Genomic DNA, 26325 nt, shown 5'->3' with positions numbered 1-26325 from the left:
ATTTGCGATGAAGAAAGTGAAGGGAATCGTGCCAGCGCCAGATAGACGCGGTGATGATTTTTTATTATGAAAATTACGAGCTGGAAATAAATAAGATGAGTATTTAAATCATAAAATAATTATTACTTATCGTTTCTTGTGAAGGAAAAGGCCGTATACGTAACGGCCCTCATGGAGAAAATGATATCTGAAGGGATCAGTTCCCTTTCCACTGGCTGATCAGTTCGCCGGCGATATACAGCGCAGTAGGCCGGCTCACCGGTTCGGGCGGCGTTGGCTCCGGTTCATACTGCACCTGCAGGCTTTGATTCTGTTCATTGACACGATTGCGTTCCGTCAGATTGAGCCGAATGGATAGCGTGCTGGTGTTGTCCGCATTATTGTCGATCGTAAAGCTGATACCTTTGTTGCGGATGCTTTCACGCGTTAACAAATCCGGCTGGTTCTGGCGCACCCAGAGCAGCAGGGTGACAAAAAGGGTGTCGGGATTGTCAGAGAAATTATTCAGCGTCAGCAGCAACTGATAGCGGTATTCAAACGACAGGGACGGCTCCTGCAACGCGGCGATTTCCCCTTCCTGGATCCGAAACTGTAACGCATTACCCAGCGCGGGTAATGCGGTGGTCAGCGCAAGTCTGAGGCTTTGTGGTTTTTGCATGATAAGGTTCCTGGTGTGGCGGCGATCTCCATGTGGTATTTGCCGAAGGCGAGCATGGAGCCTGATAGTCCGGAATTATTCCCAGATATTGACGCTTTCCTGTGAGCCGGAAGCATTCAGATCGGGCAGCGTGACGGCGGTGCCGTGCGGCAGAATGGGGCCAAGGTCCGCAAGCCCCGGGTTGGACAGCATAACCGTTTCCACCACGCCTTGCGTGCGGCCGTAATAGCGGTAACAGAGCGCGTCCAGGGTGTCGTCCTGATGGGCGTAAACTTTCATGTGATACCTTTAGGTTCAGATAAAAAAAGATCGAGAGATTCAGATAAAAATATCGGATAAAACCGCTTATCTCTGATCCTTTATCCTCCAGAGGAACGATGGTGGTCGCAATGCAGGAAAGTCGTCGGACGCATGACACAACAACAGGCGGGAAATACGTGAAATAATGTCCGGTGTTTATTGATGGTACCGCTGCTTATTGTGACGCTACATACTGACCCCTGCCAATCCTGGCTGGCAGGGGATATTGCGTGTTAAAGGTACTGGGAAAGCCGGGGGGTAATGTCGCTAATAAACGTTTTTACATGGGAATACCCTAATTCCGTACCACTGTGTTAAAGACAAAATTATCACACCAACGGACAGTTTTTCACTAAATTGGAATTAAAATTCATGCCAAAATGTATATACCGGATTTGGCCGGTCAGACCTTTTTATTGAATAGTCTGGATACGAAAAAAAATTTTGCTGCGTATTAGTCTGGCGTGTTAGCCACAGAGAAAATCCATTAATTTGCACGTGCCTCTGGCGAACGGCCAGGGAATTTCACGTCGGTCATGATTATCCATCGAAATCCCTTACAACATTTGTTGTTCGAACCATGCTTTAAGCTGCTGTCCATCACTGCTGTTCTTCAGAAACTGTTGATAATCACTCTCCGGGAGTTCGCCGTGAGATAAGTCGGCGATCAACGACATGGCGATTTTCATTTCTTCAGGATCACATTGTGATATCAATGACATATCGGCAATTAATCGAATCCTTGACAAGGTCAGCTCTCTGTTTTCAGTCTGTTCCACGGTACCTCTTCCATTGTGAGACTGTATTTATATACAGTACTTTATTCAGTAGTAGTCGTCAACTCATAAGTGCAGGAGCTGTGTGCTCATGATGCGCTTTTCATCAACGGCGGATATCGCGTTATTCCTAAACTCATCAATCAGTTGGCCGTCAATTTTCACGCTGGCGCCGCGTACCAGCGCCTCCCGCTCCCAGCGTGAGGTTTCAATACCTTGCTGACTAAGACGGGGGCGCAACGACGCCAGCCGATCGCGCTGAAAATAAGTTAGCCGCGCTGAAGGAACGCGGGGAATATCGCGAAATGGGTAAGGGAACGCGCCGGACGAAAACGCGCCCCCACAGTTATTGACAGAACTCCAAGGCGGAGCCGATCGACGGCGATCGGCGATATCGCCATCGGCATGGTTTTTGGCCACGATTTGCCATTCATCCGGGCGGGTGGTGAATACACGTTCGCGGCCGCGCTGGGCGGAAAAAATACCGACGGTACGCACGATAGTTTCATCGTAGGCGTTCAGCCGTTCGCTGGCGGCTCTGGCGACACGAACCGACTGGTGTTGCCGGGCGACATTCGCACCGCCCTGCGCCTCGATATAGGCGGCGAAGTCGCCGCGATCCGCCGCGTTCCTCACCGTTTCGGCCTGTTCGCCCAGCGTATCCTGTAATGACCGGCTGCGAATGCGTCGGCATTCGCGGTAGGCGCCAATCGTGGGCAACCCGATGAAATGGAATTGAGGAATGCGCCAGAGCGAGGCCCAGGCCGAGGCAGCGGCGGCCATGTCTTTCAGCGGTTTGCCGGTTTCGTGGTCTGATTCGCCGTCCAGCGCGTAGCCATCGATATTTTTGGCGATGTATTTGGCGACGTACGCCGCCGCGCCGCCCTTGTTGATATGCTTGCAGTCAAACCGGCGGCTGTGCGCCACGGCGCGGTCGCTTTCATCTGACTGGGCGTAGCGGCGCAGGATATCGACGATCGCCCGACGCTGCGCGCGTTCGCAATACAGCATCATGTGCCAGTGCGGCGTGCCGTCGTGATGGGGTTCAACGACCCGCAATCCGTAGATGTGCAGTTTACGGTCTTTGAGCGCGGTGCGGATTTTTCCCCATAGCTGGACCAGATAATGCTGGGTCATTTTGGGCGAAGGGCAGTCCGGCATCCATCCCGTGTTGACCAATACCCGGTCGTGACCGCGGGTGCGGGTGGGATGGTAGTGGCCGGGGGCGGTGAGCGTTACCAGCATGCCGATATGATGGTGCGCGGTAGCGTAACGCTCAATACCCGCCAGCATGGTCATCAGTTCCATACGGCGAATATCCGGATTGGCGATACTGCCCATGACTTTATCGATCAAATCGACCCGCTCGCCGTTGCGGGTATTTTCCAGCTCGCGACTTTTCAGAAAATCCAGCGTCGCCAGACGGCGGTAGCGGATATCCTGCAGCGCCTGACGGCTGAGAAAGGGGGACGCGGCCCGGCTCACCTCGCCGCTGGCAATCCATAGTGCTTCACGCCAGCGGGTGCGCTGAATTTTCAACTGACGTTCCCACCAGCGGGGGGTGACCAGCCGCATAATGCCGGCGCATGCCTGTTCCAGTGTGAGCGTCCCGTTTTGATGGCGTTGCCAGTGGGCGGGGGCCACGTTTAGGGCTTGCGCCAGCGTCGCTAACTGACCATAGATGCGCGCTTGTGTTTCATCGCTGAATAAACTCGCCTGATTATCGCCGGGGCATTCCTGCAGGTAGCGTTCGCAGTGAGCATGGTAGGCATCGTTCATGTGGGCGGCGATACGGCTGGCAAACGTCCGCAGAACCTTGTCCGGCATATCCGGCAACTGGTGATACTGCTCTGCTTCGCTGATGAAGTGTGAAGAGCTGGCGGTATTCATCCGGTAGCGGGCGCTGACGGCGTCGATTCGAGGCCAGAGCCGACGCTGAACCACCGATAACAGGTAGTTGAACGCGACGCCCAGCCCCTGATGCTGCTTCAGGTAGTCGAAGCGGCGGCGGAAATGGCCGGCCAGAAAACGCGGCAGCAACGCCAGTCGATACAGTACCGCCTGTCCCTGCTGCAAGGTATCCGCGGACAAGGCGCTGGATTCGGGCAGAATGGCGGGACGGGGCGCATTCCACGGGTATGCCCAGCGGTTGCTCCGGTTGTCGGCGTTGTTTTCAGCTTCGTCAGACGTCATAGCCAGCCAGCGTTTACCTGCCCAATGAATGTTTGCCGGATATACCGGCGGGAATAGCCGCAGATCGGCCCTGGCTTGTCAGTCAGTGACCGCACGCTCAGGACGGCGAACGATAGTGACGCTGCTTCTGTTCGCGAATTTCCTGACACGCCACGCAGCACGTTACGCCGGGGATCGCCTGACGGCGGGCCTCGGGAATCGGCGCATCACAGTCCTCACAGACATGGGCGGTGTGAGCGGCGGGGGCTTTGCGGGCATGGGCGATTTGCGCATCCAGCAGCATGGCTTGCTGCTCCTGGGAAATGTCCATACTGTCTGCCATTAGTGCGCCTCCCAAATCTGGTGGCGGATGTTCTCGGCTTCCTGTTGCAGCAAGGCCACCAGTTCCTGAGCGGACAGCTGTTCCTGCCGGGCGTGCTGCGCCAACTGGTCCAGATGTTCGCTATAGCGATGGGCAAGGTCTGTACGCCAGACGTCATTCGGGATATGCCGCCTTGCGGCAGATTGAGTCTTGTGGTTCATTTGTGCGTTTTTCATACAATTTCCTGATATTAAGCAGCAACAATGCGGACCTGCCTGAGCGGCGGCCTGTGTGCTGGCGGTTGAGTTAACGAGGGGCGTTTTTGCCGGCGAGGTCTGTCGTCAGCGAAACTGGCGTCAATGGGACCGTCGTCAACGAGACCTTCATCAACGAGACCTTCATCAACGAGACCCTCATCAACGAGACCCTCATCAACGAGACCCTCATCAACGAGACCCTCATCAACGAGACCCTCATCAACGAGAATAGTGTTCGGGTCTGATACTGGTCAGAATGTCGGGCGCCCCGGCAAACAGGCTGTGCAGCTCGCTGAAGGCGCGATTAAGTGCTATCGCCCACTGGCAATCCGACTCGTCGATGCGTCGCAAGGGTTGGTCGAATTCCTGGGTCGTGAGCCCGGCATGGAAAAACAGCGTGCGGCGCTCGCTGAGGGTGAGGACCCGAACCGAGTGCAGCAACTGGCCGTGCTCCTGTTTTTCCGGCAAGCCGAATGCGCTGCGCAGTTCATTCAGCGCGCTGACAATCCTCTCGCGCGCCATTTCATCCATCTCTTCCAGTTGATAGACGCACCAGCGGTGGTGCAGCGCGGCATGAAAACACAGCGTGCGGCGATAGCGCTCGGAGAGACGCCGGTAAAAAACGCACGTCTGCGCCCAGCGCGAATCCGCGAAGTGTTTTCCGATCAGCGCCCGCAAATTGGGCGGCAGGGTCTGCAGATGGTCGGCGGTAAAGGCATAATGGGGTTTCATGATTACGCTCGTTTGCCATCGCGGCCGCCGGTCTTCGGAAGCAGTCGCAGAATATAACCAAAATTCGAATTTCCGAATCTGGTGTTAAAATCATTGCCGCCGTTCACAACGGTTGGATGACCATACCGCGCTGATAGCGCGCAGGCAGCAATGAGGCTGGAAAATAGGGCGGTCATCGTGACGGTGACGAATGACGTTTTTGCATTTGCAAAATGATGCGGAAGCGCGGTGTGGGCAAAACGGAACCGCCGCGTCCTTGTATGGCGCGCAGCGCGCAGCGCCACGGATGCCGGCGCTGCGGCGTAGGCCGCGTTGCGCAAGCCAGTGAAAGAAAACAACGCCCGAACAGGCATAGCATGGGGCTGTCGGCTGATGGTCAAAAAGCCGGTTTCTGTAACAGCGGATGGACTCGCTGTGGTAGGATTTTCCTCAGAAATGTGCGTTAGAATTGAAATCTCGTCCGACATAAAGCAATATCTCCCCCAGGCCAGGGTGTTCTATGGTGTTACATGTGCTGTGTAGACACTATAAAACACGTAACGTGTATATGTAAATACTCGTGAGGTGTTTTTGAATACAAATAGTAATGCCGTGTCTGCGGCCTTCGTACTTGAGCGCATCATGTCAAGTTACGGAGTAAAGACTCAGAAGGAACTGAGCGAGGTCACTGAGATACCAACCAATACAATCAGTAACTGGGTTCAGCGAGGGAACGTGCCGGGTAATATTATTTTGAAATGCGCGCTTGATACCGGAGCCGATGCCGGATGGCTGGTCACCGGAGAGTTCGCAAATGCGAATGTTTTTACGCATAAATCGCCGCTGAAAGGCAAAGCGCTTTATGAGCAGATCCTGTCATCGGGCGGCAAGGCGGTACTGCGCCGAATGCTTGATGCCTATGGCTTCAGCACGCAAAAAGAGTTGGGCGATCTGTTGGGCATCGCGCCCGGCACGATCAGTACCTGGATTCGTCGTGATTTCTTTCCCGGGGATGTGGTGGTCACCTGCGCGCTGGATACCGGCGTGTCGCTGGCGTGGCTGGCAACCGGTAAAGGCTCGCCGCAGCAAAATGACGCGCCTGTCAGCCGTCAGGATGACAGCGGCATATGCCTGATCCCGCGTAATCTGCTGAAAACCGGAAAACTGCAGGATGCGGGGGAGTGGAAGGCGGATCCGCAGTTTATTCCAGCCGGGTTGCATGCGCCTTTGCTGGTGGAGGGGAGTTCATCTTCCTGGCTGGTGGATACCGGTATTACCAGTATCAGCAATGGTCGCTGGTTGCTGGATATCGACGGCAAGAGCGATATCTACGATGTGGCGCTGTTGCCGGGGCGTAAAATGCAGGTTGAAGGCGGCGGCTCACAATTCCAGTGCGGAGTGGATGAAGTTACGCCGCGCGGCGTGGTGGTGCTGACGCTAACCCCCAGCTTCTGATATTCGAACACCCGGCGCGTACAGGCTGCGCCGGGTATTTCCATCGGCAGAGAAACCGCCGCCGTGGCGAAAGCGCGATCGCGTCAAGGGGGGGAGCGCCCCATAGCGCCATAAAAGTTGAGTGCGCCATAAAGGTTGGGGTCGTCTAATAGACTGATTTGTCATAAAGAGCAGGCCGCGCCTGAGTCTCATCCCGATGTTTATTCTGTTTTCCCGCCGTTGTTAACGAGCTATTTATTTTTCCTGAAATATCCACTCATGATAGATCTGTGGGGGTTCTTATACCCTTGTATTATATGTCTTTCTATTATGGGAATGATGATATATAGATTATGAGGGATTAAATGGTTAACGGAACCCTTGATAATCAACGTAAATCATTTCTCTTTCACCATTCTTAACGGCGCTCCGGTTAATTCACAATTACATGATTTATTTGTTCTTTTAATCATGAAGGACGGTATGAAACATTCCGGTATCCATTATTTTTTTACTGAATTTAGCTTTATACCCTAAATAATTCGAGTTGCAGGACAACACGCTGGCGTGTTGAACAACGCTACGCGTTGGCCCTTTAGGGCAAGGCTCAGAATGAGCCTTGTAACGCGGCAGCCGAGTGAATCCCCAGGAGCTTACTCAAGTAAGTGACTGGGGTGAGCGACAACGCTGCCGGGAGCAGCGTTGAACGCGGTTTACCGCGGCCCCAAAGGGGCGAGGCCCAGGGATGGGCCGAGTAATAAAGCCAACGCACCTGCAACTCGAAGTATGACGGGTATATACGTATCAATAGGTTTTTGACGACAGGATGGCAGTAAAAAAAGGACGTTGATTACCTGTGTAATTATTAAATAGCGATATTTAATTCTTCATGATATGTCATTGATATACATGGAATGACGATCACATTATGAGAGCCATAAATGGTGATTCTATGAATATTCTGGGTGGAAAATACGAGAACCTTAAACTGGGAACCAAACTGTCATTAGGCTTTGGTTCGGTTTTGTTATTGTCGTTGGTGGTGTTGATTGCCGGAGTGATTGGATTTCGCAGTGTGGCGGATAATAACGAGAAGGCGCTGGCGACCAATCAACTCAACGCCACGTTGGCGCAGGCCCGCATTTTGCGCACACAGTTTCAGTTCACGCATGATTACAGCTTTATTGATAAAAATGGCGAGCTGATTAATAAGATGGACGATATTCTCAGGCAGGCCGGGGCGCTGAGTTGGGATAAGGATACGATCGACGATGTGAACCGAATTGAGCAGGACCTGAAAGCGTATCGGGTCGTGCGGGATGCGTTCATCGCCGCCAGTAAAAAACGGGATACGGCCGGTCTGGCTATCGGTCAGGATGAAAGCGGCAGTGTGCTGGAAGCATTCCATAATAAATGGCAGCAGGTTGCGGGCGTGTCGTCGGATATTCAGGTGCTGCTGTACCAATTGGGCGAGTACATGGCGGATATTCGCGACCTGGCGCATGATCTGCTGCTGACGCCCTCGGATAATACGCTGGGCGCGACCCTGAAAAGCATTGATGCCGCCGAAACCGCCATCAGGGAAAAAGCCGGGCGGTTGTCTGCGGAACAACAGGCATGGCTGAATACCGCCTGGGATTATTTCGCGGGCTACCGGCGTTCTGGGCCGGCTTATCTGGCCGCCTTTCAGGATGAAACCCGCGCCAGTCAGGCGATGACTGAGGCGGCGGAAAAACTGAATGCGGATGTCGGCGGCCTGTTCAATCAACAACTGGCGAATTCCAATCAAACCACCCAATCGTCGGAATTCAATATGGTGGTGACCGGCCTGCTGGTGATCCTACTGGGTATCGTCATGGCGTGGCGTATCTCGGTACAGTTGATTACCCCGCTTAAATTGAGCCTGTCGGTGGCGGAACGGATTGCCAGCGGCGATCTTTCGTCCGTCGTCAGCACAACGCGCCGCGACGAGCTGGGGCAGTTGCTCACCGCGATGGGCAACATGAATGGCAAGCTGCGCACCATGATCCGGGATATCCGCGAAGGGGTGAGTCATGTCGAATCCGCCTCCGCGGAAATCGCAGCGGGCAATACCGATCTCTCGTCCCGCACCGAACAGCAATCGGCGGCGGTGGTGGAAACGGCCGCCAGCATGGAGCAGTTGACCTCGACGGTAAAACAGAACTCCGAAAACGCCCACCATGCGTCGCAACTGGCGTCTGAAGCGTCGCGGAATGCGGTCAAGGGCGGGGAAATCGTCAATAACGTGGTGAAAACCATGGACGACATTTCCAGCAGTTCCAAACGTATTTCTGATATTACGACCGTCATCAACAGCATCGCCTTTCAGACCAATATTCTGGCGCTGAATGCGGCGGTTGAGGCGGCGAGAGCCGGCGAACAAGGGCGTGGATTCGCGGTAGTCGCCAGCGAGGTGCGCAATCTGGCGCAGCGCAGCGCCCAAGCTGCAAAAGAAATCGAGGGGTTGATTCATGAATCGGTGTCGCGGGTCAATACCGGTTCAGCGCTGGTGGGGGAAGCGGGAAAAACCATGCAGGATATTGTCAGCTCGGTAGCCCATGTGTTTGACATAATGGGGGAAATCGCGTCGGCTTCGGATGAACAAAGCCGGGGAATATCCCAGATAGCTCAGGCGGTATCGGAACTGGACACCACGACCCAGCAAAACGCGGCGCTGGTGGAGGAGTCGTCATCGGCGGCCAATTCGCTTGAAGAGCAGTCGCGGATGCTGGCGCAGGCGGTATCCGCGTTTCATTTGGGCGACGATGGGCATCCTCACCATGTCGGTTCGCCAGCAAGCCATCAGACATTATTGCTGAATAAGCCGGGCCAGAGCGGCCGGAAACCGACACAGAAGCACGATGCTCACCGCAAGGCGACTGAATCGGCGAAACATCATCCCGCCGAAGATGAGTGGGTGAAATTTTGACCGTCATGAAATTCCAATAATAACAGGCAGTAGCCATCACACCTGTTTGGGCAACGCTGTTACAGCTGTGGCGTTGCTTTTTTTTTGCGATGCGATCAGCGTCAGCGGTCACGATATTCGTGAGCCGGTTTCCAGTACCCGCTGCGAAAATCATCAACCGGAAAACAGCCGCCATTACGGATTTGCTGTTCCTCCATGGCACCCAGACATTGTGGTTCATTGATGTAGGTTCCCGCGACCAGACTCTCGCAGTTACCTCCCAGGTAACAGACAAAGATCACCAGTGCGAACATAGATTCCTCAACAGGTTGAATGTTGATGCCACGCCTTGATTGTGAGTGTAGATGAAAAAAATGCACCGGGAACGCCGCGAGCGGCGGTCCGGTCAAAGATTATCCGATGGCGGATACCAGGTTGGCGCCATCGCGAACCAGATCACGAGGCAGGTTGTTTTTCAGACGCTGGCCGACACGTTTGGTCAATCCCAGCGTGGTCTGCCGCCAGGTCAGCAAAACCTCGTCGTGGCTTACGGGCGAGGGCGGATAAATGTCTTTGCCGCGGAACCAGTCGACGACCTGCTCCGCGCTGAGCGCGTAGGTGTTTGGGTTGTCGGGGTTGCCCAGCGCCACAACGGCTTCATGCTGCCAGCGATACCCTTTGGCAAAGCGTTCCGCCAGCTTGACGCCCATGCGGGAGAAGCGCATTTTGCCCAGCATCGGCTGCAATGCCGCCGGAAATAACCAGATCTCATCGTCCCGTTGCCACAGCTGTAATTGCTGTTCTGACCACTGCAGGCCCAACCGCTGCGCGCTTTGGCGAATCAACTGCGCATCTTTGGCGCTGATAGGGGTAAACGGCAGCTTGCCGAGTTTGTAATCCGGCGCCGCCAGCGGCGGTACGCTGGCGGTTTTACGCAAGCGCGCCACAAAAAAGCCTTCGCTGTCGTAAATCTGCGGGAAGACGTGCAAAAAGCCGTCTTCGGTGATAGCGCGGTGCGCTTGCGGGAACAACGCCTCCAGCGATTCGATCTCGCAGGCGTCGGGGAACTGCTGCATCAGCCAGCGGCAAACATGCTGGTTCTCCTGATGATTCAGGGTGCAGGTGGAATAAATCAGCACGCCGCCCGTTTTCAGGGCATGGAAGGCGCTCAGGATCAGTTCGCGCTGGGTGGCGGCGATATCGGCGATGCTCTCCAGCGACCAGTGACTCATGGCGGCGGGATCTTTTCTGACGACGCCTTCCCCGGAGCAGGGCGCGTCCAGCAGGATGGCGTCAAACGTCTCCGGTAAGGCGTTGCCGAAGACCCGGCCGTCAAAATGGGTCAAGGCGGTATTGCTGACGCCGCAGCGGTGCAGGTTGGCGTGCAGTACCTTGACCCGGCTGGCGGAATATTCGTTGGCGACAATCAATCCCTGATTGTTGAGCCGGGCGGCGATCTGGGTGGTTTTGGAGCCGGGGGCGGCCGCCATGTCCAGCACCCGATCCGGGGCGTCATCCCCCATGAACAGCGCGCTGACCGGCAGCATCGAACTGGCTTCCTGAATGTAGAACAGGCCGGCCAGATGCTCCAGCGCGTTGCCCAGCCGCATGGCTTCCTCATCCGCGTTCAGCAGCCAGAATCCTTCATCGCACCAGGGCACTGCTTCCAGTTCCCAGCCGTAGGGCGCGACCAGCGCGAGAAAATCGGGCACGCTGATTTTCAGGGTGTTAACGCGGAGGCTGCGTCGCAGCGGTCGCTGGCAGGCGTCGATGAACGTGTCCATGCTCAGGTGCGCAGGCATGATCGCCTGCATGGCGGTCAGAAAGTCGGGAGTGAGAGACGCGGGAATAGGTTTGGCCACAGAAATGGTTCCGTTACAGCTACAATCAGGACGCGAATCTTACCATATCTCGGCTGCCGGAAGGGATGACGACTCACCGGTATAAGCCGGTGAGTCGCAGACATGACGCCTATCGTTCCGGCAGCGCGGTTCCCCAGTCGCGCCAGCCGCCGGGCTCTTCGCCGTGCAGCAGGAAGTGCTTGCCCGCCTGCGCCGCGGGCGTCAGCGGGGTGGCCGGCGGGGTGGCGAAGGCGATGCCGCCGCGGATAAATTGCTGGAAGGTGCCGCTCTTGATCACGCCGCCGGTCAGGCCAAACTGCAGGTTGTAGCCGGAGGCCAGCCAAAACACCGAATTGTCGCGCACCAGATGCGCATGGCGTTTGCTGATGCGCAGCGCCACCGATACCCGGTCGGACAGGGAACCCAGCGACAGGCCGGTCACCGTGCCGACCTCAATCCCGCGGAACAACACCGGGGTGCCGATTTGCAGCGATCCGGCTTCGGCGGTATCAACGCTGATGTTCAGCCCATCCTGATAGCGGGAGTCGGAAATGGTGGCTTTTTGTAGTTCAAAGCTGCGGGTAAACGCGCCGCTGCCCGGCTCGACGTTGATATAGGGCTGGATCAGGGTTTCCAGGTGGTTGACGCCGGCGGCGGAAATCTCCGGCGTCACCACCGAGAAGCGGGTGCCGGCGCGGGCGAAGTTGCGGACATATTCCGGATAGAGCACCGCCTGCACCAGTACCTCATCCCGCTGCTCCGCCAGTTTCAGCGATTCCAGTTGACCGATATCGATGCCGAGATAACGAATCGGCATCCCGGCGGAGAGTTTGCTGGCGTCGTAGGTCCGTAACGTAATGCGGCTGCCAATCGCCCGGGCCGCGGTTTCGTTACTGTATAACGGACGTTTGCCGCCCTGTACGTCGGCGGCGCCGTCCACGTTGTCGAAGCTGATGGCGCCTTTCAGCGCCCGGCTGAGCGGCGATGCCTGCACGGTCAGCCCGGCGCCGCTAAGTTGCACGCGCGCGCCGCCTTCCGCCCAGAAGACACTGTTGTCGGTCAATAGATTGCGGTATTCCGGCCGGACATACACATCGATTTCGAAGGTGTCGGCTTTCGGACGAATGCGGGTGATTTCACCCACCTGAAACTTGCGGTATAGCACCACCGAGCCTTCCTGAATATCCGGCAGGCTGTCGGTCAGTAGCGTCAGGGTGGTGGGCGGGGTCGTACCCTGAATCCCGGCGCCGGCTTTTTCCCGATCGCTGTAGAGCGGATAACGCGGCTGGGCGTCGCCGGTGCGTCCCGGCAGCACCGTCACGCCGCCGCTCAACCATTCCTGGGCGCTGGCGCCCAGCACCTGAACGCCGTCAAGCCCCAGCTTGACGTTGACCCGGCTGCTGGCGATGAACTGGCTGTCTTTATGCAACAGATGGCGGTACTGATGGTCGATAACGGCGGTAAAACTGACGCCGTTATCGGTTAAGGCGCGCTGAACAATCCGGCCGATTTGCACGCCGTGCAGGATAACCGGCTGACCGCTGTCGATGCCGTAACTCTGGCTGGCGGTCAGTTCAACGGTGAGCGCGCCGGGCTGTTGCAACTGCTGTTGGGTGGCGTCGGGCACGGTGAAGCGCTGCTTCGGTTCGCCATCGCCGGGGATCAACGTCAGCGTCGTGCCGCCCAGCAGGCTGGGCAGATTGAGGTCGTTCAGCGACAGGCGCGGCGCGGCCAGTTCGATGCGGGTGTTTTCCCGCATCAGCGGCACCACGGACGGGTCGACAATCAGCTCCCCGGTGACGCGCTGATCCGCTTCAAGCGCGATGCGTTGCAGCGTGCCCACTTCCAGCCCCTGATACAGCAGCGGCGTATGTCCGGCCCGCAGTTTATCGCCGGAAGGCAGATCCAGCGTAATCAGCACGCCGCGCTGGCTGCGCGCCAGATCCGGGTACAGGGTGTAATTCTGGTCTGCGGCGGCCGCTTCCCCCTGCGCGGGGGAGTCGAACGCGATGGCGCCGTTGACCAGCGCGGACAGGTTCTGCATTTCGACGGTCGCGCCGCTGAGGCTGACGTCGGCCTTCAAACCGGACACGTTCCAGAAACGGCTGTCCTTTTTCACCAGCCCGGTAAAACGGCGGTCGATCAGCACATCGATCATCACGCCGTTGTGATCGGGGTTGATGCTGTAATCGTAGACTTTCCCTACCGGCATTTTACGAAAATAGACCAGCGAGCCGGCGTTCAGCGAACCCAGATCGTCGGCGCGCAGATGTATCAGCAATTCGCCGCTGTTAACGCGGTATTTGGGCTGAGTGTCCTGGGCGGTGAAGTGACTGACGGGCTCGCCGCCGCCGGGCAGCATGCCGATGTAGTTGCCGCCGACCAGCGCATCCAGACCGGACACGCCGGCCAGCGACGCTTTGGGGGTAACCAGCCAGAACTGGGTGCCGCTGCGCAACGCGTCTTTCATGTCGTTGCGAATGCTGGCGATGACCTGGATGGTGCGCAAATCGTCGCTGAGCTTAATGTTGCGCACGGTGCCGATCTCGACGCCCTGATAGCGTACCGGCGTGCGGCCGGGGACGATGCCGTCCGCCGACACGAAATCGATGGTCACCGTCGCGCCGCGTTCCTGCTGGTTGGTGTACAGCAGCCAGCCGGCGATCAGCAGGGCGATAAAAGGAAGCAGCCAGAATGGCGACAGGCGGCGCCGGGTTTTGACGTTGGCTTCAGTTGGTGTCATCGGCGTTTGGTTCTGCATTGTTATCCTACGATTATTAATCGTTATCCCACATCAGTCGACTATCCAGCCACTCGACAGACAATATTGTCAGAATAACGGCGGCGCCAAAATAGAACGCCGCTGGTCCCATGGTAAAAGCAAGCAATTGGTCGCGGTTAACCAGCGACATGGTCAGGGCGATCACGAACAGATCGAGCATCGACCAGCGCCCGATCCAGGTCATAAGGCGCAGCAGCCGCATGCGCGTCATTAGGCTGTGTTTGACCCGAAAATGAATACTCAGCAGCAAAGTTGAGGTAATGAGCACCTTGCTGAACGGCACCAGAATACTGGCGATAAAAACCACCAGCGCCACGGGGACATTCCCGGCGGCCAGCGACATAATGCCTGAAAAAATCGTGTCTTCCCGGCGAACGCCGTTGACGTAAATCACCGATATCGGCAGCAGATTGGCGGGAAACAGCAGGATCACGGAGGTAATCAGCGCGGCCCAGGATTTCTGCAGGCTATAAGGACGGCGCGGCGTCAGCGGAATATGACAGCGGCGGCAGCGACCCCGGTGGTCCGGCGCGCCGGTGAAGCGGCAGGACAGGCAGACCAGCGTCTGCGGCGAGGCCGGAGCGGCGCGCTGCGGATAGAAGCGTTGCCAGAGTTGTTCGGGATTAAGATGAATCAGGGTCAGCAGACTGAGCGCCATCAGCGCCAGAAACGCCAGCAGCCCGTTGCCGGGCAGTACCTCGGAAAACTCGCGTACCTTAATCGAGGCGACCGCCAGACCAACCAGATACACATCCAGCATCACCCACTCTTTCAGACGCTCAAACAGCAACAGCACCGGGCGCAGGTTCATGCCGACCCGGGGCGCGAAAAACAGGTACAGCAGGGCGAATACCAGCGTCACCGGCGCGCCGATGATACAAAACGCCACCATGCTGGCGGTGACCGGGTGCCCCTGACGGGTCATTTGCCAGATGCCTTCCAGCAGGCTGGCGTTAATCGACACCCCCAGTAGCCGGATATTGATCAGCGGTTCGGTATAGGCGAAGGGCATGAGCACCAGCATAGCGAACGCCATCGCTACCAGTCGGACAATCGGCCAGTCGCGGCCGCTGGCGATATGCGCCGCGCAGCGAGGGCAGTGGCCGTGCTGATGGCGTTTGAGCCGGGGCAGCGTGAACAGCAGGTCGCATTGCGGGCAACGTTGAAGACGCCGCGGCGCGGCAGGCGGCGAGTCAGCCGGCCCGGCGGACGGGGCGGCGTTATAAATTTTCATATTTCCTGCGGGCAGGTTAACAGGACAGGTATTATCATAGTGTAACTGAATGATGAACGACACAAAATCACTGCTACCCTTGTCAGTTGACATTGATGGCGTCACCAGGCGGTAGCCCGTACGGCAACGACAGGATGCCAGGCGAAAAGATATAAACCGCTGTCCTGTGACAGCGCCGTGCGGTGAAGGTTGGGCTAACAAGAGAAATCCTGTAGCATCCTGATCCGAAACTTTATTAAAGTGCTGCGGGCGTCAGCCGTCAGGCGGTCCGTAAAGACAATTTGTGCCTATTTGCAAGCTATGAAAAAAGAACAATTCTACGATGAGCTGGTGCGTGATCTGACGGCGCTGATTGCCGGTGAAGATCGCTTCATCACGATATTATCAAACAGCAGCGCGTTACTGTTTGAACGACTGGATGGTGTGAATTGGGCCGGCTTTTACCTGCTGGACGGCGATACGTTGTTTCTGGGGCCGTTTCAGGGGCGCCCGGCCTGCGTGCGTATTCCGGCGGGAAAAGGGGTCTGTGGTCGGGCGGTTGCGGAAAACCGCGTGCAGCGGGTCGGCGATGTGCATGAATTTCCTGGTCATATCGCCTGCGATGCCGCCAGCAATGCCGAAATTGTGTTACCGCTGACGGTCGACGGGCAGTTGATTGGCGTACTGGATATCGACAGCACCATTCATCACCGTTTTGATGCCGTGGACGAAGACGGGCTGAATGCTGTGACGGCCGCGCTATGCCGCCAGTTGTCACAGAGCGACGTGCTGGCTTTCATCAATTCTCTTACGTTGCGACAAGGATAACGTAGCAATTGCCGATGGCGTCATTATAATGACGCCTGTTCATGCCTGCGCTGGTTGGCAAACCCGTTGTAATCAGGAAATTTCATGGAAAATCAACCTAAGTTGAACAGTAGTAAAGAAGTGATCGCCTATCTGGCAGAGCGTTTTCCGCTCTGTTTCACACTTGAAGGCGAAGCGCGTCCGTTAAAGATTGGTATTTTTCAGGATCTGGTCGAACGCGTGTCCGAATCTGAACACGTCAGCAAGACGCAGCTGCGTTCCGCACTCCGTCTTTACACGTCAAGCTGGCGCTATCTGTATGGCGTCAAACTGGGTGCCCAGCGCGTCGATCTCGATGGCAATTCGTGCGGCGAACTTGAGCAGCAGCATGTAGAACATGCGCGCAAGCAGCTGGAAGAGGCCAAAGCCCGCGTTCAGGCCCAGCGGGCGGAGCAGCAGGCGAAGAAACGCGAGTCCGGCGAAGCCGAACCGTCCCGTCCGCGTCCGGCTGGCGGCAGAAATGCCCCGCGTCGTGAGCGTGATGCCGCCGGCGCCGCGCCGCGCAAGCCGCGTTCTTCTTCCCGTTCCGCACAGACCGCATCTCCGTCATCCGAAAAATCCCAACCCCGTCAGCCTAAAGCGGCCCGAGCGGTGCAACCGGAACGGCAGGCGGTGACGGATATTTCCAGCCTGCAAATCGGCCAGGAAATCAAAGTCAGGGCTGGCAAAAACGCCATGGATGCCACTGTGCTTGAGATCGCCAAAGATGGAGTCAGGGTACAGCTGGCTTCCGGTCTGGCGATGATCGTACGCGCAGAACATTTGCAGTTCTGATACGGAGGCCAACCTGGGCATGAACAAATTTGTCAAAGCAGCGGCTTTAATCTGGCTTTTGCTGTCTGGATGCAGTTTTGCCAGTGAAAATATCACCCGCGCGGATCAAATCCCCCAATTGCAGCCGGAAGCGCAGCATTCCACCGTTAGCGAACGCGTTGCGTCGCGCTTCCTGCGTTCCCACTATCGGCAGTTCATGTTGGATGCGCAGTTTTCCGGCAAGATTTTTGATCGTTACCTCAACATGCTGGATTACAGCCATAACGTGCTGCTGGCTTCCGACGTGGCGCAGTTTTCCGGTCAGAAGGGCGAGTTGGGCGACGATCTGAAAAGCGGCAAACTCAGCCTGCCGTACGCCATGTACAATCTGGCCCAGAAGCGCCGTTTCGAACGTTACCAGTACGCGCTGACGCTGCTGGAAAAACCGATCAGCCTGAACGGCAACGATGTTATCGATCTCGATCGCGCCAAGGCCCCCTGGCCGCAAAACGTGGACGAGCTCAACGCGTTATGGGACGCCAAGGTCAAATATGACTGGCTGAGCCTGAAACTGACCGGTAAGACCGATGCGGAAATCAAGGAAACGCTGACCAAACGTTATCAGTTTGCGATTCGCCGTCTGGTGCAGACCAACAGCGAAGACGTGTTTCAGTTGATCATGAACGCCTTCGCGCGGGAAATCGATCCGCACACCAGTTATCTGTCGCCGCGCAATACCGAACAGTTCAATACCGAGATGAGCCTGTCGCTGGAAGGCATCGGCGCGGTACTGCAGATGGATGAAGATTACACCGTGATCAACTCCATGGTGCCGGGCGGCCCGGCGGCGAAAAGCAAACGCATCAGCGTTGGCGATCGTATCGTGGGCGTCGGTCAGGCCGGCAAGCCGATGGTGGATGTGATCGGCTGGCGTCTGGATGACGTGGTGGCGTTGATCAAAGGGCCGAAAGGCAGCAAGGTGCGTCTGGAAGTGCTGCCGGCCGGCAAAGGCACCAAAACGCAAACCATTACCCTGACTCGTGAACGTATCCGGTTGGAAGATCGCGCGGTGAAAATGTCGATCAAGGATGCGGGCAAAGACAAGGTCGGCGTATTGGATATCCCCGGTTTCTACGTCGGGTTGACGGATGATGTGAAAGTGCAGCTGCAGAAGCTTGAGAAAGAGCATGTCAGCAGCATCATCATTGACCTGCGCGGCAACGGCGGCGGCGCGCTGACGGAAGCGGTCAGCCTGTCTGGGCTGTTCATTCCCACCGGGCCGGTCGTGCAGGTGCGCGACAACAACGGCAAAGTGCGCGAAGACAGCGACACCGACGATACTATCTATTACAAAGGTCCGTTGGTGGTGCTGGTCGATCGCTTTAGCGCCTCGGCGTCGGAAATTTTCGCGGCGGCGATGCAGGATTACGGCCGCGCGCTGATTGTCGGCGAGCCGACCTTCGGTAAGGGTACGGTGCAACAATACCGTTCTCTCAATCGCATTTACGATCAGATGCTGCGCCCGGAATGGCCGGCGCTGGGTTCGGTGCAATACACCATCCAGAAGTTCTATCGTATCAATGGCGGCAGTACCCAGCGTAAAGGGGTTACGCCTGATATCGTGATGCCGACCGGCAACGAGATGGTCGATACCGGCGAGAAGTTTGAAGACAACGCCTTGCCGTGGGACAGCATCAAGCCGGCCAGCTATACGGTGATGGGCGACATGAAACCGCTGTTGCCGGGGCTGCTCGACCAGCATAACGCGCGTATCGCCAGGGATCCGGAGTTCCAGTACATCCAGCAGGATGTGGCCCGGTACCAGGAGCTGAAAGAGAAGCGCAACCACGTGTCGTTGAATCTGGCTCAACGCCAGAAAGAAAACAACGAAGACGAGGCGACGCGTCTGCAGCGCATCAACGATCGACTGAAACGTCAGGGTAAACCGCCGTTGAAAACGCTGGATGATTTGCCGAAGGATTATCAGGATCCGGACGCTTACCTGAATGAAACCGTCCAGATTGCGGAAGACCTGTCTAAACAGGAACCGAAACCGCAGTAAAGGCAAGCAAGAGCAATAAAGAAAAAGCCCGGTGAGAAAACCGGGCTTTTTTATGGGTGAAGCTTTTTATGGGCCGAACACACGGTGATTCAGGGAAACGGTTCCTGCGGCAATCGCAGGAACCGGGCGGGAAATTACCAGCCGACGCCCAGACCCAGTGAGTACAGGGTATCGTTGACGTTGCCCTGAACGCTTTCGGTACGGTTGCGGGATACCTTCATGCTGACGGATGACCAGTCGGTAACCTTGAAGCGCAGACCTGCACCAGCTTTGAAGTAGAGCGGGGTGGTGCTGTCAAACGAGCGGCCCACTTCGCCATCGGTGAACAATTCGGTACGCTTGCTGAACAGGAAACGGTCGTAGTTCCATTTCAGGCCGCCGGAGTAGAAATTGTCTTCGCTATTGTTCTGATAAGTAAAGGTCTGGGAGTTCACCAGCGTGGTGACTGAGAAGGAACCCAGATCGTTATCCCAGAACTGGTAACCCGGACCGGTACCGACGGAGCGGTTGATCTTGATGTTTTCCACCCAGTCGCGTTTGTATTCATAACGACCCTGCCAGAACCAGTGCTCGTCGATGAATTTATCCAATGCGTATTCGCCGGCGGCGTTTTTGGTGCTCTCCACATTGTCTTCTTTGGTCATGTGGTAGCTGGCATCCAGATTGTGGCGCCAGGTGCCGTGACGCAGACGGGTGCTCAGCGTGACATCGCGGTTGTCGGTTTCGGTGGAGCTTTTCTTGTGGGCCAGGCTGACATCAACGTTGCCTTTCCAGGAGAAATCTTCCACCCAGCGGCGCGGCACTACCATTGAGTTGATATCAGATAGCGGCAGAGTTTCCTGACCGGCGCTGATCTGCTGACCATCTACGCTTGCCGGCTGGGCAACGATGGCGCGTGAACTGTCGGACGCCTTGATGGACGGGTAGAGCACGCCTTTCTCGTAGCGTTGTCCCTGAATCACCATCCCGTGGTCGGTCTGGAAGGTTTTGACTTTGTCCCAGGTGACCGACACGGTGTCGGCGTAGTCGGTTTTGATGAATAATTTACCGCTGTCCAGCAGCGTAATCTGGCCGCTGATCTTGTCACCGTTGGTTAACCAGACGGTGTCCGCATGGCTGGTGGAAATGCCTGCGGCGCTGAGGGCGATAAACAGACTCAGCGACGAAAGTGCGTGTTTGGAATGTGTCATGATGTCAGATAAAACAGTGGGTGACTAAAAGTGAAAGACGCCGTTCAGACGGTCTGCCAATGTATCGATGTACCGGTTTTTTCCGGCGAGGCAAACATTAACAGGAATCGTGCTGCGTCTCTAGGTATAAGTGTCCCATAATTAGAATGGAAATTGTTATAAACCGTGTGATTAATGATTTACGGCTATAACGGTGACGACGATCACATCACCGCGATAGCCGTTATCATCAGGCCGCGCTGCGGGAGGGTTGGAAACGGCGGCCGAGGAAGCGTTCGGTCAATGCCTGTTTCATGCGGATGACCACCTGTTCCTGAAATACTACGCACAGTGCGACAGTGGTCAGCAGGAACACGCCATAGCCGGTCATGGACAGCTCGACTCTTCCGGCTGCGTCGATACAGGCCGTCCAGTCGGTGAAGCATTGCAGCGGATCGCCGCGCAACAGCTGTTCCAGCGTGCGGAACAGATTGAACAGCGGCACATGCAAGGCGAAGATCGACAGCGATGCCGCGCCCAGCCGGGTGGCCCAGATTTTCAGCGTGTCGCTGTCCGGCTCGCGGAAGTGGGCGCACAGACACACCAGCGCCACCTGCGCCGGTAACAACAGACCGTTGTGCAGCAGGAAATACCAGTAGCGGTCGCCATGGGTAAACAGCCAGGTGGCGACGATAAAACTCAGGCTGATAAAGACGGCCAGCGCTTTACGCTGCATACGGCTCAGTGCCGGCAGCGTGCCGTCGCGGTATTGACGGAAAATGGCGTAGCCCAGCACCCCGGCCAGAAATTCCGGCAGACGCAGCAAGGGGCTGCGTTGCAGCAGGCCGGTATAAGGCGCGCCATATAATTGATGCCAGACAACCCATATCGGCGGCAGCAGGTACAGCACAAACATCGCTATCAGCCACAGGCGCGGGTGACGGCTGCCCAACAGCCGCGGCGCCAGCAACGGGAACAGTAAATAGAAGAAGAATAGCGTCGAAACCGACCACAACGGCGCGTTGAACGTCAGAAAATAAGGGTTCCACGCTTGCAGCATCAGTAATTGCAGCAAGCCGTTAAAAGCCAATTGAACATTGTCCATGTAATGGCGCAATGTCTCCGGCGCGACGCTGGGGTCGTTGCTGTCGTAAATGACGAAGCGGGCGCTGGCGACCTGGCCTTCCGGTGGAATCGCCAGCCAGTGCATCAGGCTGACCACCACGATGGATGACACCAGTCCGATGATATGGATCGGGTAGAGGTTAAAGAACCGTTTGGCCAAAAAGTGTCGGGCAGGTTCCCGCAACTGGCCGTCACGCAGATAAACGTGCGTCAGCAGAAAGCCGGATAACACAAAGAAAGTACTGGTGGCGAAGAACCCCATGCTGGTCAGTTCGTTCATAAAGAGGATCTTTTCACGCTGCGGATAGATATGTACGGTGTGGTAGACCATGACATAACATCCAAGCAGAAACCGGAGCCATTCCAGTCCAATAAATCGTTCTCTGACTTTCATTCTCTTTTTCCTCCGGTTAAGCCTGGCGAAAGCGCAATGAAACGCCGAACAAGGTGATTTTAGGAAAGGAATATGGGGAAATATCTAGGAAAATGGCGATAAAGTACTAAAAACCATGATCAGGTGTTACTTTACCAGCCTCAATGCAAACAAATGTATAGAAGTGTAGGTGAGGGTATTTTACTGTAATTTTCGACCTCAAAAGGTAAGGTCGACATCGCTGGGTCTATTCTGGCTGGCGGCGTCCGGCCGCCGCCGGTTAAAAAATCTTCTCCTGCACCACCCAGACAGCAGCTTCCACCCGGGAGCGCAATTTCATTTTTTTCAGCAGATGTTTGACGTGTACTTTCACCGTGCTTTCGGTAATCGTCAGCTTGCGGGCGATGACCTTGTTGGGCAGCCCTTGGGCGATCAGCTTCAGGATATCCTTTTCCCGCGGGGTCAGTTGCTGGATATCCCGCGTGTCGCTGCTGCGCGTTTCCCGCAGGCTGGCCGCCAGAACCGGCGTCAGCGCATCGCTGAGCACCATTTTGCCGGCGGCGGCCTGATGCAGCGCCACCAGCAGATCTTCCGGCTCCATGTCCTTGAGCAGATAACCGTCGGCGCCGTTTTTAAATGCGCTGATGACATCTTCTTCGTGGTTGGAAACGGTGAACACCACGATACGTCCGGACAGTGGCGTTTCCCGCAACCGGGTCAGCGTTTCCAGCCCGTTCATACCGGGCATATTCAGGTCCAGCAGAATCAGATCCGGATCCAGCTGTTCCGCCAGCGTAACGCCTTGTTCGCCGTGGCTGGCTTCGCCGACTACGCGCAGGTCGGGCGCCATGTTGAGCAACTGCTTGACGCCGTTGCGCAGCATCGGATGGTCGTCAATTAACAGCACTGTGGCGGCATCGTTAGTCATAGTGTTCCTCTGGTAAATGGTGCTCTCCTGATAATGCGGGGGGCTGGCGGTAGTCTGCCAGAAAGCTGACGTAAACTTCTGTGCCGCCGGACGCAAGACGTTGAATAGTAAAGTCGCCGTGCAGGCTCCGGGCGCGGTCGCGCATGATGATCAGGCCATAATGATTAGCGCGGCCGATGTCGTCGCTGATGCCGATGCCGTTATCGCGCACGCGCAGCTCAATATGCCGCTGCTGCTGACGCAGGGTGATGCTGACGGCTGTAGCCTGCGCATGTTTGTAAATATTGCTCAATGCCTCACGCACGATCTGCAGCAGATGAATGCCCTGATGAGCGGAAACCGCCTGTAGCGGCAGCTGGTAGTCCAGATCGATATCGTAGCCGAGGCGCTGGCTGAATTCGTCCGCGGTGGCCCGCAACGCCGCCAGCAGACCGGATTCCGACAGTTTGAGCCGGAAGGTGGTCAGCAACTCGCGCAGCTGTCGGTAGGCGGTATTGGTTTCATCGCGCATCGCGTCCAGTTGCTGTTGTATCTCCGGCGTTAGCGCGGTGTGCTGCATCTGCAGGCAGCTGATCTGAATCTTCAGACAGGAAAGCGACTGGGCGATGGAATCATGTAATTCGCGGGCGATGGTGGCGCGTTCTTCCATCAGCATCAACTGCTGCTGGTGGCTGGATTGCCGCTCCAGCGCCAGCGTGCTGGTCAACTGTTCCAGCAAGGTATTGAGCAACTGGTGCTGGTCGGGCGTCAGGTGCTGGTGGTCGGGCAGCCGCGCCAGCACTACGCCGTAGTGGCCGAGCTTGTCGTGCAGATCCCAGCTTACCGGTTTGCCTTCGGTCGCTATGCGCGGCGGCGAAAGGTGCTCGCAGCGTTGGCAGTGACGGTCCGGGCAGGCGTCGGGGTCGGGAATGTGCGTCAGGCTGGCGGGCGTCACATGCGCCTGGTGATTATCTTCATAGAGCTGTAAGCGGATATCGGACAGCGGCATCAGCGCGCTCAGCTCGTCCAGCACCGGCAGCAGTCGGCTGCATAGCGGCGCGCTGGTATGCAGCCGGCGGCTGGCGCGATAGAGAAACGCCAGCGTATCGTTCTTCTGTTGCAGGTCAGCGGTCTTTTCCGCCACCCGCCGTTCCAGATCGCGGTACATCGCCGACAGCTCATCCGACATATTGTTCAGCGCCTGCGCCAGCGTGCTCATTTCATCCTGGCCGCGCAACGTCACCCGCGAATGGAATTCGCCCTGACCGATGGCCTGCGCCATCGACACCAGCTTACGCCAGGGCGCCAGCAAGCGGCGGCGCAAATAGAAAAAGGTGATCAGCAATAGCGACAGCATGATGCCGATAAAAACACGCTGCACCAGCGTCACCAGCCGCAGGTGCGCCTCGGTTTTCTGGTCGATGGCCAGCACCAGCGTATCCAGATGGTGGACAAAATCGGCCACCGCGGCGGCGGCGTCGGTCGGGCGTTCGGCCTGGCGCAGGCGCGGTTTAAGCTGTTCCGCCCAGTAATGCCGTAAGGTGCTGAATGGGTCGCTCAACCCCTCACGCACCACCGCCTGACGCAGGTCGTCGTCGTTTTCATCCTGCTCCAGCACCTGCAAATAGCGCTCGCCGCCGGCGTCGAGCGGCACCATCGACAGCAGCCGGTAGCTCTGCATGCGCAGAGAGCCGGCGGTATTGATGGCGTGCGCATTGCCCTGAATGCTTTGCGACATCCAGCTGGAAACCGCCATGCCCGCAATCCCCAACAGACCCTGCAGCAACATCAGCAACGCCACCTGATTGACCAGCGAGAGTGGAAGCCGAAAGCGTCTGAACATCGGGAAACCGCCTGTGACGAAAGTGGAAACGCGTTTGTGTGATAAAAACTATACCGCGGGTATGGTGTTACGCATTGATGGAGATCGACAGAAACCCGAACCCTGCTGCCTGGCATGAGAACAGCCTCACGCATCACAAGGTCATTTTTTCTTATTTTCAGGGGTAACCCTATACCCCTAAAGGGGTACCTCCCAATTTCCACAAGGGGGAGGCGGTGAGTACAGTGACAAAATAAATGACTATAACAGTATGAAACTATGACATTAACTTGTCCTCATCGCTTACCTATTTGGGAGGGGGCGCAAAAGAGACGCATTTTTTTACCCAACAACCTGTTGATGTATATCAACTTTGCCCCGGTCATACCTTCTAATGTGGCGCGTAGTGTTATAGGCATTTTTACTGACCGAGGCTTTTTATGACGCAGTCAACCATTACGCCAGGCGCTTCACGGCAGACTGTTATCCGGGAATGGCGCCCGGAAGACGTTCAGTTCTGGCAAACACAGGGGCGCGGTATCGCCCAGCGCAACCTGTGGATTTCAATTCCTTGTCTGTTGCTGGCTTTCTGTGTCTGGATGTTGTTCAGCACCGTGGCCGTCAACCTGAACAAGGTTGGGTTCCATTTCACTACCGACCAGCTGTTTATGCTGACCGCATTGCCGTCGGTATCCGGCGCGCTGCTACGGGTGCCGTATTCATTCATTATTCCGCTGGCGGGCGGACGCCGCTGGACCACCTTCAGTACGCTGATTCTGGTCATCCCGTGCGTGTGGCTGGGATTCGCGGTGCAGGATCCGCAGACGCCCTACAGCGTATTCATCATTATCTCGTTGCTGTGCGGGTTCGCCGGCGCCAATTTCGCCTCCAGCATGGCTAACATCAGCTTCTTTTTTCCGAAGGCGCAGCAAGGCAGCGCGCTGGGCCTGAATGGCGGCTTCGGTAATCTGGGCGTCAGCGTGATGCAGTTACTGGTGCCGGTGGTGATTTTTCTGCCGGTGCTGAGTTTTACCGGCAATGGCGTGGCGCAGCCGGACGGCGGTCAGGTCTGGTTGCAGAATGCGCCCTGGGTGTGGGTGCCGCTGCTGCTTATCGCGTCGGCGGCGGCCTGGTTCGGCATGAACGATCTGTCCACCGCCAAAGCGTCGCTCCGCCAGCAGTTGCCGGTGCTCAAGCGGGCGCATTTGTGGATTCTTAGCGTACTGTATCTGTCGGCTTTCGGCTCTTTTATCGGTTTCTCCGCCGGTTTCGCCATGCTGTCGAAAACCCAGTTCCCGGATGTGATTATCCTGCATTACGCCTTTTGCGGTCCGTTGTTGGGAGCGCTGGCGCGTCCGGTGGGCGGCATGCTGTCGGACCGCTTCGGCGGCGTGCGGGTGACGCTGATCAATTTCGTGCTGATGGCGATCCTGTCAGTACTGTTGTTCACCGCGTTGCCGGGTGACAATCAGCCCGGTTCCTTCCTGCTGTTCTTTGGTATCTTCATGCTGCTGTTTTTGACGGCCGGATTGGGCAGCGGGTCGACTTTCCAGATGATTGCGGTGATTTTCCGCGGGTTGACGGTGGCAAGGGTGGCCGCAGAAGGCGGCGGCGAAGATGAAGCGCAGCGCAGCGCGGTGACCGATACCGCCGCGGCGCTGGGATTTATCTCCGCCATCGGCGCTATCGGCGGCTTTTTTATCCCGAAAGCGTTCGGCACCTCGCTGGCGTTGACCGGCTCGCCCGCCGGCGCCATGAAGATCTTCGTGGTGTTTTACGTAGCCTGCGTGGTTATCACCTGGCTGTGTTACGGACGTAAAGCCCGCGCCTGATCGCCGAACCGTGCTATTGA

At 56.7% G+C, this 26325-nt stretch carries 23 protein-coding genes; 7 read left to right on the top strand and 16 right to left on the bottom strand.

The genetic code is table 11. The features are described 5' to 3' along the window. Positions 1–196: 196 nt before the first annotated feature. The 6 genes from DXX3274_RS12490 to DXX3274_RS12465 form a co-directional block, all read right to left on the bottom strand. Positions 197–658, bottom strand: coding sequence for a phage tail protein (locus DXX3274_RS12490; RefSeq protein WP_042860026.1), 462 nt, complete (start codon positions 656–658; stop codon positions 197–199). Between the two features lie 75 nt (positions 659–733). Continuing rightward, on the bottom strand, positions 734–937 hold the full coding sequence (locus DXX3274_RS12485) for a tail protein X (protein WP_042860024.1): 204 nt from the start codon (positions 935–937) through the stop codon (positions 734–736). A 578-nt stretch (positions 938–1515) separates the two neighbouring features. Then, the gene (locus tag DXX3274_RS12480; RefSeq protein ID WP_038658013.1) at positions 1516–1737 is read right to left on the bottom strand and encodes a hypothetical protein; all 222 of its coding nucleotides are present in this window, start codon (positions 1735–1737) and stop codon (positions 1516–1518) included. Positions 1738–1800: 63 nt separating this feature from the next. Next, the gene (locus tag DXX3274_RS12475) at positions 1801–3927 is read right to left on the bottom strand and encodes a replication endonuclease (RefSeq protein ID WP_042860023.1); all 2127 of its coding nucleotides are present in this window, start codon (positions 3925–3927) and stop codon (positions 1801–1803) included. Between the two features lie 97 nt (positions 3928–4024). Next, entirely contained in the window at positions 4025–4249 is a 225-nt protein-coding gene (locus tag DXX3274_RS12470) for a TraR/DksA family transcriptional regulator (RefSeq protein WP_038919309.1), read from the bottom strand. After that, entirely contained in the window at positions 4249–4464 is a 216-nt protein-coding gene (locus DXX3274_RS12465) for a DUF2732 family protein (RefSeq protein ID WP_042860022.1), read from the bottom strand. Before DXX3274_RS12465 ends, DXX3274_RS12470 begins: the two co-directional genes overlap by 1 nt. An 86-nt stretch (positions 4465–4550) precedes the next feature. On the opposite strand from DXX3274_RS12465, the gene DXX3274_RS12460 reads away from it, so the two are divergent. Then, complete coding sequence (locus tag DXX3274_RS12460) at positions 4551–4730, top strand: hypothetical protein (protein WP_042860021.1); 180 nt, start codon at positions 4551–4553, stop codon at positions 4728–4730. Here the strand turns inward: DXX3274_RS12460 and DXX3274_RS12455 are convergent. Then, the gene (locus DXX3274_RS12455; protein ID WP_050569871.1) at positions 4705–5217 is read right to left on the bottom strand and encodes a hypothetical protein; all 513 of its coding nucleotides are present in this window, start codon (positions 5215–5217) and stop codon (positions 4705–4707) included. The genes DXX3274_RS12460 and DXX3274_RS12455 overlap by 26 nt on opposite strands. 2 nt (positions 5218–5219) lie before the next feature. Beyond that, positions 5220–5684 (bottom strand): hypothetical protein, encoded by a 465-nt coding sequence (locus DXX3274_RS12450; RefSeq protein ID WP_152495260.1) that lies wholly within the window; start codon positions 5682–5684, stop codon positions 5220–5222. A 124-nt stretch (positions 5685–5808) separates the two neighbouring features. On the opposite strand from DXX3274_RS12450, the gene DXX3274_RS12445 reads away from it, so the two are divergent. After that, entirely contained in the window at positions 5809–6651 is an 843-nt protein-coding gene (locus DXX3274_RS12445; RefSeq protein ID WP_038658023.1) for a phage repressor protein CI, read from the top strand. A 931-nt stretch (positions 6652–7582) separates the two neighbouring features. Then, positions 7583–9580: a methyl-accepting chemotaxis protein gene (locus tag DXX3274_RS12440; RefSeq protein ID WP_042860019.1), complete on the top strand. Its 1998-nt coding sequence runs from the start codon at positions 7583–7585 to the stop codon at positions 9578–9580. Between the two features lie 101 nt (positions 9581–9681). Here the strand turns inward: DXX3274_RS12440 and DXX3274_RS12435 are convergent, their stop codons facing one another. From DXX3274_RS12435 to yebS, 4 genes are all read right to left on the bottom strand, one after another. Continuing rightward, on the bottom strand, positions 9682–9873 hold the full coding sequence (locus tag DXX3274_RS12435) for a YebW family protein (protein ID WP_038658027.1): 192 nt from the start codon (positions 9871–9873) through the stop codon (positions 9682–9684). Positions 9874–9972: 99 nt separating this feature from the next. Continuing rightward, on the bottom strand, positions 9973–11421 hold the full coding sequence (gene rsmF, locus DXX3274_RS12430; protein ID WP_042860018.1) for a 16S rRNA (cytosine(1407)-C(5))-methyltransferase RsmF: 1449 nt from the start codon (positions 11419–11421) through the stop codon (positions 9973–9975). Between the two features lie 109 nt (positions 11422–11530). Next, positions 11531–14161, bottom strand: a complete 2631-nt coding sequence (locus tag DXX3274_RS12425; protein ID WP_042860017.1) for a PqiB family protein — start codon at positions 14159–14161, stop codon at positions 11531–11533. Between the two features lie 16 nt (positions 14162–14177). Beyond that, positions 14178–15416 carry a membrane integrity lipid transport subunit YebS gene (gene yebS / locus DXX3274_RS12420; RefSeq protein WP_042860016.1) on the bottom strand — a complete coding sequence of 413 codons (1239 nt, stop codon included), beginning with the start codon at positions 15414–15416 and terminating at the stop codon, positions 14178–14180. A 300-nt stretch (positions 15417–15716) separates the two neighbouring features. On the opposite strand from yebS, the gene DXX3274_RS12415 reads away from it, so the two are divergent. The 3 genes from DXX3274_RS12415 (at position 15717) to prc (ending at position 19077) form a co-directional block, all read left to right on the top strand. Further along, positions 15717–16223 (top strand): GAF domain-containing protein, encoded by a 507-nt coding sequence (locus DXX3274_RS12415; RefSeq protein WP_038919300.1) that lies wholly within the window; start codon positions 15717–15719, stop codon positions 16221–16223. Between the two features lie 84 nt (positions 16224–16307). Further along, positions 16308–17036 carry an RNA chaperone ProQ gene (gene proQ, locus DXX3274_RS12410; RefSeq protein ID WP_039692068.1) on the top strand — a complete coding sequence of 243 codons (729 nt, stop codon included), beginning with the start codon at positions 16308–16310 and terminating at the stop codon, positions 17034–17036. A 19-nt stretch (positions 17037–17055) separates the two neighbouring features. Continuing rightward, positions 17056–19077, top strand: a complete 2022-nt coding sequence (prc, locus tag DXX3274_RS12405; protein ID WP_042860015.1) for a carboxy terminal-processing peptidase — start codon at positions 17056–17058, stop codon at positions 19075–19077. Between the two features lie 134 nt (positions 19078–19211). Here the strand turns inward: prc and DXX3274_RS12400 are convergent, their stop codons facing one another. From DXX3274_RS12400 to narX, 4 genes are all read right to left on the bottom strand, one after another. Beyond that, the gene (locus DXX3274_RS12400; protein ID WP_042860014.1) at positions 19212–20267 is read right to left on the bottom strand and encodes a DUF481 domain-containing protein; all 1056 of its coding nucleotides are present in this window, start codon (positions 20265–20267) and stop codon (positions 19212–19214) included. Between the two features lie 229 nt (positions 20268–20496). Beyond that, positions 20497–21765, bottom strand: a complete 1269-nt coding sequence (locus DXX3274_RS12395; RefSeq protein ID WP_042860013.1) for an acyltransferase — start codon at positions 21763–21765, stop codon at positions 20497–20499. 259 nt (positions 21766–22024) lie between these two features. Further along, complete coding sequence (narL, locus tag DXX3274_RS12390) at positions 22025–22672, bottom strand: two-component system response regulator NarL (protein ID WP_042860012.1); 648 nt, start codon at positions 22670–22672, stop codon at positions 22025–22027. Then, positions 22665–24494 (bottom strand): nitrate/nitrite two-component system sensor histidine kinase NarX, encoded by a 1830-nt coding sequence (narX, locus tag DXX3274_RS12385; protein ID WP_042860011.1) that lies wholly within the window; start codon positions 24492–24494, stop codon positions 22665–22667. Before narX ends, narL begins: the two co-directional genes overlap by 8 nt. Positions 24495–24913: 419 nt before the next feature. On the opposite strand from narX, the gene DXX3274_RS12380 reads away from it, so the two are divergent. Continuing rightward, positions 24914–26305: a NarK family nitrate/nitrite MFS transporter gene (locus tag DXX3274_RS12380; RefSeq protein ID WP_042860010.1), complete on the top strand. Its 1392-nt coding sequence runs from the start codon at positions 24914–24916 to the stop codon at positions 26303–26305. Positions 26306–26325 lie beyond the last annotated feature (20 nt).

Origin of the sequence: Dickeya sp. NCPPB 3274 (assembly GCF_000406205.1) — a bacterium.
GTDB classification, from domain to species: Bacteria; Pseudomonadota; Gammaproteobacteria; order Enterobacterales; family Enterobacteriaceae; genus Dickeya; species Dickeya fangzhongdai.
This window is presented reverse-complemented; position numbering and strand designations above follow the sequence as displayed.